This window comes from Acinetobacter sp. YH12255 (assembly GCF_013417355.1).
Classification (GTDB): Bacteria; Pseudomonadota; Gammaproteobacteria; order Pseudomonadales; family Moraxellaceae; genus Acinetobacter; species Acinetobacter pseudolwoffii.
Genome location: NZ_VPEC01000075.1, coordinates 1 through 7,082, shown reverse-complemented (window position 1 = coordinate 7,082; position 7,082 = coordinate 1). Strand labels below are relative to the sequence as shown.

The window sequence follows — 7,082 nt, the reverse complement described above, 5'->3', positions numbered from 1 at the left end:
AAACATCTGAAGCCCAAGTTTCATAGTTTAGATGCGTCTATTATGGAACTAGCAGATGATATTTCTTATAGCCTACATGACTTTGAAGACGCTATTTCATTAGGCTTAATAACTTCAAAAGAATGGAATAATTATAACGAAGGAAAAGAAAAGATTTTTAATGATTGTGATTTTGTCTTAAAAGACTTGAGTGATGAATTATTTAATTCAGATACTTATGATCGAAAATCTGCTATAGGTCAGCTAGTTCATAAATTCATAACAAAGATTGTACTTAAAGAGATAAAAGAGTTTGAAGAACCATTATTACGGTGGAATGCAGTCTTATTAAAGCCATTTGAAGTGTTAAGAAAACATATTTTTGACCTAGTCTATAAAGAGGTCATCAAAAGTCCAAATGTTCAATTATTAGAGTTTAAAGGACAAAAGATAATAATAGAATTATTCGAAGCCTTATCATCTGATCCAGAGCGCTTACTACCTAAATCAGCTCTTAATAATTATAAAGAAGCTCAAGGTGATGAGAATAAAATGAGAGTAATTTGTGACTATATAGCTGGTATGACAGATGAATATGCAACTAGATTATATGAAAAAATTTATGCTCCACATAAAGGCTCTATATTTGATCAGATGTGATAACTCATAAACAGCTCGATCCTTTGAAATATGGCTTTAGCCATGTTTCAAAGTCGGGCAACTTTGCGCTTGCTGTAGTCTGATTAGTAATGAGAAAAACCAAGCAAAGTACCGATCAACTAGTATTTTTTAGGGTCGATCTGACACCAGTCATAGGTTTTTTCTTTGACGTTATTTGGTTCAAATGAGTAACACGGCTTTTTCGTCATGATTCTGACGAGTGTTTCTCCATCATCAACTTTGATTTGAAGGGCATATTGTTCTAATGCTTTCTTATCTGCTCTGCGCTGTTGAATTTCATCAAGGCTCGGTACATACAAAAATATAGCCAAAAGCAACACGATAACCAAAGCCACAAAAGTAGTGGCAAAAAACAGGATGAATTTTGCATTTAGTTTAGCTGCAACTTGATTTAACTGCTGAATACTGTTGTTTAATGCGCCTGTATGCTTCTTATTTGCCTTCTCTAGTGATTGTTCAGCCCTATTAAGTACTCCACTAGATACTTCATTGTAAAATGTTTCTAATCGCTTCTTATCGTCTGCTATGGCTTCTCTGTATTCTTTCATGGATGCCAATAAAATATAGAGCTGGTCATCTAAGTCATCATTTGGGTTGTTCATCGTGACCATCCATCATTATCTAAATTTCGTGATGCCTTACGGTTTGCTTGCTCGGCTCGTTGTTTGTCTAGGTCTTGTTGTCGCTGTCTTTCTGCTTGGCGTTCCAGTTCTAGGAGTTTTGTTTCTTGGTTCTTCTGCCATTGCTCAAAACCTTGCTCGACACGGCTTAAACCACGCTGTAAAACGCTCTCTTTCTGCTGTTTTTCTTGGTTAAGCTGTTGGGCATTCTGCTGTTTTACATTGTCATTAAAACGGCTGATTTCAGTGTCTATGCCTTGTCTGCGTAATTGGGTGACTTTAGTGCCTTCATGAATGGTGGCTTGTAGTCTGTTGTTCTGATCAGCATAGCTGCGGTGATCTATTTTTTCTTTATGCCCTGCGCGTTCCAGTGCCCGATTGGCTAGATTTGCCCATGTTCCTCGAATGTATTTAATATCTTCTTGGGTTGTTCCCATTTCTAGGCTTTTGCGCTTGGCATTACTGAGTTCAATATCTGCTTTGGTGGTTAAGATAAGTTTATTGTCTGCATCTAATTCAGCTTTTCGGGTGGTGAGCATGATATGGGCATGATGGTTTTTATCGTTACCGCCTTTGCTCGGTTCGTGAATAGCTAAATCTGCGATGACCCCATAGTGATCAACAAGGGATCTAGCAAAGTCTTTTGCCAAGTCCCGACGTTGATCGGGATTTAATTCATCAGGTAGGGCAATGATCCATTCTCTAGCAGTTCGGGCATCTTTGCGGTTTTCTGTTTTTTCTGCCAAGTTCCACAGTTCATTACGGTCAATTTCAATATCTAGATTAGACAGAATTTCAGAATGGGAGACACCGTCCTTTCTCGTAAAATCATGCGTCAATCCTGTACGCTCATCTTTGAGTTTTTCCCCTGCACGATAAGCACTCGATGCAACCGCAGTTCGTCCCGAACTTCGGTTAACCGTTTTAGTGGAACAGTGATAAATTGCCATGCCTTCGCCTTGAGATGCTTTTGCTTTTAAAAATTGCGTAGCAGTTTTTGGGGTTAAGGGGATGCCCCTTACGCAAACTTTGACTTGGATGAAATCCAAGTCGTAAGTGCGCATTTCATGAAAAACACGATAGCATATTACCCGCTTGAATTTCAATTCATAGGGTCTTATGCTTGAGTGGTTTTCTATATCCTGAAATTAACCGTTATGACAAAATCTGCTGAAAATATTGAAAAGAAAATTGAAGCCCAATTAGAAAAGCTGAAACAGTTAAAAGCCCAAAAACAGGCTATCGAAGCAAGAGAAAAAACCAAGCAAAAGGAACAGGAAAGAAAGGACGATACAAGACGTAAAATTTTGCTCGGTTCTTATTTAATTAAAAAGATGCAAAGTAATGAAGCCAACAAAGAAAAAATACTTACGGAACTTAATGAATATTTAACTGAAAATAGAGATAGACAGCTTTTTGATTTACCCGATATTGAAGCCTAATTTTTCTTGGCTCTTTGTTTTTCTTGTTCGGCTTTATACTCTGGAATAAGCTCATTTAAGACCTTTTGTATGTTTTCCTTATCCTCGATCTGCAAATGATCTCGATAGTAAATTAAGTTCTGTATTTTGCTTTCCATCTGCATTTTTTCAGTGGGTTCGGCATGTTGGGATAGTCGGGATAATAGGAAGATATAACCGCAGATATTCTCCCTCGCAATTTCATAATTAACTATGTCGGCATACTCAATTTGAACGCCTTGAAAATTGGCTGTTAGGTTCTCCAGTTGCATCATTATTTAAATCCTGCTTTCTCTAAAATTGGGTAAAGCTCTCTAAATTTTTCAGGCTCTAAAAGCATGTCAGCAATACGGATCGCAAATTGTTGAAAGCTTTCTGTACCTTGTGAATACTTACTCATTTCAGGCATTTCTGACATTTTATTAGCGAATAAATGCCGTTGTGCATCGGTCATTTTGATAAAAAAGTCTGGAGTATTTGGGTCTCGTTTTGAATTTATCTGTTTTTTTAACTTAGCCACTTTAAGCTTAAATTTGAATGAAAAGCCTGTAATCGTTCGTCCCCGTTTATGTTGTTCGTATTCAATTTTATAATCAGAATATTGATTCACTTGGTCTACAGCCACATCTAAGACGCGTTTTTTAAAATCAGCAGTCATTTTATATTGTTTTTCTTCTACACCTAATTGCCCCCGTAACTGTTCTATTTCAATAAATGGAATATGCCCTACATTTTTCCATTTCATTAAGAGTTCAAACAATCTAGTGGCGTAGGTACTGGTAAAGTCGGTAGTTTGAGACAAGTAATAGCTTGTGAAATATTCTTTTGAATTAGCAACTAAGAGGACAACATCACTGGTAAGTTGAAAGTGTAATAACCCCTCTGATTCTGTATAACCGATCTTTTGTACCCATCGTGATTTCATAACGGTTGGTATATCGCAATCTCTTAGCTTTTTAGGACGTTTAAGGGTGTATTCCCTACCAAACTCCAAGCCATATAAGGTGTATGAGAAATAGCGTAAAAACAACCGTTCTGATGCTTCTTTTAATGCTCGATAAGCTACTGAGCCATCAACCTTAAATTGTTCAGCATATTCCCCTGCATGTATGGTGAGAACTGTATCACTGGTGATCTCTTGGTGCTGATTATTGGCTTTGACCAAAGCCAATCCAATTAAGCGTTGCTCTACTAGACTCAAGGTATAACTTGCATCAATCAGGGCATTATTTTTAACAACTAAATCGTTTGCCATTTTTTAATTTATCTTATATGGGACTTTTAAAATTAACATCAATATATGGCGTTCAATTATTGTTGTCAATAAATACTGCATAAACGTCCACATAAGACTGCATAAACGTCCACATAAGACTGCATAAACGTCCACATAAGACTGCATAAACGTCCACATATACAGTTATAAGTTAATGATTTTAAACAGTTAAATGTGTTCTAAAATTATAAAATTATAAAATTATTAAAAAGAGGGGAGTCTTAAAAACTGCCTATGTACTCGCTAAAGCTCGTACTTTATTGAAGCTCGTTCCTCGCTTCGAGGGGCAGTTTTTAACTAATTTCAGTACTACTTATAAAATCAAAAAAACAGGACTATGACACTCGCTTTACTCGTGACTTTTCAAAAGCAAAAGCAAAAGCAAAAGCTTCAAAGTTCGCACCCATTCGGGATGCTCTATACCTACCGTTTAAAATCGAAAGGGAGTTTGTAATCAAGGAAAAGACAGGGACGAAATTTTTATAATGCTCAATCGCTCGTAGACACTCGCTCGGTTTTTACAACATTAAACAATTGATTTAAAAAACTTTTAAAAAATAAAGTAAATATAAAAAGCCTATTCAACAATGAATAAGCTTTCAGAAAAACATTCAACTAAGTAATTTTGGCATGTAATCTAAAGCAACAGGATCTCTAGTTTTAAAGTAGGCTGTTGCACATTCAGGTATCCAAATATCATCAACAAATTTAATAAAAATAGGTAATAAATTATTTTCATATTGCCTAGCATCTACTTGATTTCCATCAGGAAATTTATGTGAATACATTTTAAATTTATTTTGGAGTTCTGGGTGATTTTCTTGCAGAAATTTTGAAAATCTTTTACCAACACTAACATCTGGTCTAATTTCTTTACCTGTAAATGCTTTATTTGGAATTGTATAACCTACTTTTTCAAATCGACCATATAAACGAATAAATAACTCACTGATTACTGAGAAATAACCTTTATCTGTTCTATCCCAATTGTCATTAAAACGAACAATAAAATTAGGTGTTTCAAGACGATTAATTCCAAAACTACCAGTTTTACGAATAGATGGTATTACTTCCTTAGTTACCCATTTTCTAAACTGCTTGGCTGAAGGTTTTTTACTTTGAAATACCAAAGCATATAAGCCACTTTCGGAAACAATATTAACTTTTCTTAACTGACCTGCTATACGGATTTGGTATAGCTGCTTTTCATCATCATCTAGTGATGAAACTGCACGAGGAACGTTTTGAATATCTAGGAGCTTACAAACTTCACTTGCGACAAACCAAACTTCACCTTCTATTTGAATGGTTGTTAAGTCATCTAAAATACGTTCATCATTTTCATATTTAAATATTTGTAATTGCATTTTTCCTCTGCCAATATCTAATTTATCAACTGCTTACGATACAACCTATCATATATAAGTCTACTATTGGTTTTCTAACCGTAATATTCAATTTCTCGTATAGCAGAGCATCATAATATTGATATAAAAAACATCATAAATCATTTTATTACATTAAAATTAATGCAAAAGTAAAGAAAAAATCTTACAATTTGTTTATATATGTATTGTTTGGAGCACTAATTATGCCAGCAGTCAATTTTAATATGCGGTTAGACACTGAATTAAAAGACAAAGTTACCCCAATTTTGGAGGATTACGGTTTAACTATGCCACAGGCATTTAAATTGTTTTTGAATCAAATTGCTAAAACGAAAACTGTTCCATTATCCTTTGATTATGCAAGGGAAATAACTTTAACCCCTAAAGCAACAGTAAAGTTACTTCAATCTCTTAAAGAAATTGAAAGTGGCGAGTACACCGAGTATGAAACGGTAGAAGAAGCAATCAAAGCAATGTCGGAAGAAGCGCATGGCTAAACGTAAAATTCTCGTTACCAGTTCTTTTAAACGTGATATTAAAAAGCGTTATTTGGAGTTGGTAACGGCTGAATGGGCAGAAGTTCTAGATTGCTTAGCAGAAAGTCAGCCATTACCTGAAAAATATTTAGATCATCCGCTAAAGGGTGGAGCAGAATTTAAAAATTGTCGTGATTGCCATGTAAAGCCTGATTTAGTCTTAATTTATAGACTTGTTGGTGAAGATATATTGGAACTACATCAGTTAGATAGTCATTCAGAAATTTTTGGATGAATAAATTATTCGTAAACATTAGATTTGTTATTTAATTCAATATCTTATATAAAGTAATATTTGATTTTATAAGAGTTTTTAATGGAACAGAATGTTTGGGATGAACGTATTTTTTTACAACCTAAAAAAAAGGATGATGTACGTAACGAATCGGAACGTGATTATGCCAGATTAATACATTCAGCTGCTTTTCGTCGTTTACAAGCAAAAACTCAAGTATTAGGTCTTGGCGAAAGTGATTTTTATAGAACAAGATTAACTCACTCTATGGAAGTTGCGCAAATAGGAGTAGGAATTGTTCGTTGGTTGAAAAAAGGAACATACGATAATAAACCCTCTAATGAGGTTTTAGAAAATATTTTACCTAAATCATCTTTGATTAATGCCATTTGCTTAGCTCATGATTTAGGACATCCTCCATTCGGACATGGTGGAGAAGTAGCATTAAATATTTGCATGCGTGAGTATGGTGGTTTTGAAGGTAATGGACAAACACTACGAATATTGTCAAAACTAGAAAAATACACTGAAAAAAATGGTATGAATCCAACAAGAAGATTACTATTAGGTGTATTAAAGTATCCTGTCTCTTATAGTATTGTTTGTAATAATGAGTCTTATGGTAATGTTCCAAGTACTAAGTGGTTAGCTAAGGCTAATGAACAAAAACCGCCGAAATGTTATTTAGATACTGAAAAAAGTTTGGTTGATTGGATATTTAAAGATTTATCATTAGAAGATGTCAAACAATTTACTAGTTTAAGTCAATATGAGCCTAAGAAACATCTGAAGCCCAAGTTTCATAGTTTAGATGCGTCTATTATGGAACTAGCAGATGATATTTCTTATAGCCTACATGACTTTGAAGACGCTATTTCATTAGGCTTAATAACTTCAAAAGAATGGA

The 7,082-nt window shown here is 34.6% G+C and carries 9 protein-coding genes and 1 pseudogene; 5 read left to right on the top strand and 5 right to left on the bottom strand.

The features are described 5' to 3' along the window. A pseudogene (locus tag FTV30_RS15165) lies at positions 1 to 639 on the top strand (dGTPase); the annotation flags it as partial. Positions 640 to 758: 119 nt separating this feature from the next. Here the strand turns inward: FTV30_RS15165 and FTV30_RS15160 are convergent. Then, positions 759 to 1,262 (bottom strand): hypothetical protein, encoded by a 504-nt coding sequence (locus FTV30_RS15160; protein WP_179991674.1) that lies wholly within the window; start codon positions 1,260 to 1,262, stop codon positions 759 to 761. Continuing rightward, on the bottom strand, positions 1,259 to 2,230 hold the full coding sequence (gene mobQ / locus FTV30_RS15155) for a MobQ family relaxase (RefSeq protein ID WP_179991673.1): 972 nt from the start codon (positions 2,228 to 2,230) through the stop codon (positions 1,259 to 1,261). Before mobQ ends, FTV30_RS15160 begins: the two co-directional genes overlap by 4 nt. A gap of 207 nt (positions 2,231 to 2,437) precedes the next feature. Here mobQ and FTV30_RS15150 point away from each other — a divergent pair, with 207 nt between their 5' ends. Next, entirely contained in the window at positions 2,438 to 2,722 is a 285-nt protein-coding gene (locus tag FTV30_RS15150; protein WP_179991681.1) for a mobilization protein, read from the top strand. Here the strand turns inward: FTV30_RS15150 and FTV30_RS15145 are convergent. From FTV30_RS15145 to FTV30_RS15135, 3 genes are all read right to left on the bottom strand, one after another. Then, the gene (locus FTV30_RS15145; RefSeq protein ID WP_179991680.1) at positions 2,719 to 3,015 is read right to left on the bottom strand and encodes a hypothetical protein; all 297 of its coding nucleotides are present in this window, start codon (positions 3,013 to 3,015) and stop codon (positions 2,719 to 2,721) included. The genes FTV30_RS15150 and FTV30_RS15145 overlap by 4 nt on opposite strands. Next, positions 3,015 to 3,995: a replication initiation protein RepM gene (gene repM, locus FTV30_RS15140; RefSeq protein ID WP_179991679.1), complete on the bottom strand. Its 981-nt coding sequence runs from the start codon at positions 3,993 to 3,995 to the stop codon at positions 3,015 to 3,017. The genes FTV30_RS15145 and repM overlap by 1 nt, the downstream gene beginning before the upstream one ends. 632 nt (positions 3,996 to 4,627) lie before the next feature. Then, on the bottom strand, positions 4,628 to 5,383 hold the full coding sequence (locus FTV30_RS15135; protein ID WP_179991678.1) for a Bro-N domain-containing protein: 756 nt from the start codon (positions 5,381 to 5,383) through the stop codon (positions 4,628 to 4,630). A 224-nt stretch (positions 5,384 to 5,607) separates the two neighbouring features. Here FTV30_RS15135 and FTV30_RS15130 point away from each other — a divergent pair, with 224 nt between their 5' ends. The 3 genes from FTV30_RS15130 to FTV30_RS15120 all read left to right on the top strand — a co-directional run. Beyond that, complete coding sequence (locus tag FTV30_RS15130; RefSeq protein ID WP_179991677.1) at positions 5,608 to 5,901, top strand: type II toxin-antitoxin system RelB/DinJ family antitoxin; 294 nt, start codon at positions 5,608 to 5,610, stop codon at positions 5,899 to 5,901. Next, entirely contained in the window at positions 5,894 to 6,175 is a 282-nt protein-coding gene (locus FTV30_RS15125; protein ID WP_179991676.1) for a type II toxin-antitoxin system YafQ family toxin, read from the top strand. The genes FTV30_RS15130 and FTV30_RS15125 overlap by 8 nt, the downstream gene beginning before the upstream one ends. 81 nt (positions 6,176 to 6,256) lie before the next feature. Then, on the top strand, positions 6,257 to 7,082 hold an 826-nt coding region (locus FTV30_RS15120), incomplete at its 3' end, for an anti-phage deoxyguanosine triphosphatase (protein ID WP_180001871.1).

Coding starts and splice junctions, on each gene's coding strand:
- mobQ (WP_179991673.1), bottom strand. CDS start 2,230: ATGGCAATTTATCACTGTTCCACTAAAACGGTTAACCGAAGTTCGGGA.
- FTV30_RS15125 (WP_179991676.1), top strand. CDS start 5,894: ATGGCTAAACGTAAAATTCTCGTTACCAGTTCTTTTAAACGTGATATT.
- FTV30_RS15150 (WP_179991681.1), top strand. CDS start 2,438: ATGACAAAATCTGCTGAAAATATTGAAAAGAAAATTGAAGCCCAATTA.
- FTV30_RS15145 (WP_179991680.1), bottom strand. CDS start 3,015: ATGATGCAACTGGAGAACCTAACAGCCAATTTTCAAGGCGTTCAAATT.
- FTV30_RS15160 (WP_179991674.1), bottom strand. CDS start 1,262: ATGAACAACCCAAATGATGACTTAGATGACCAGCTCTATATTTTATTG.
- repM (WP_179991679.1), bottom strand. CDS start 3,995: ATGGCAAACGATTTAGTTGTTAAAAATAATGCCCTGATTGATGCAAGT.
- FTV30_RS15135 (WP_179991678.1), bottom strand. CDS start 5,383: ATGCAATTACAAATATTTAAATATGAAAATGATGAACGTATTTTAGAT.
- FTV30_RS15130 (WP_179991677.1), top strand. CDS start 5,608: ATGCCAGCAGTCAATTTTAATATGCGGTTAGACACTGAATTAAAAGAC.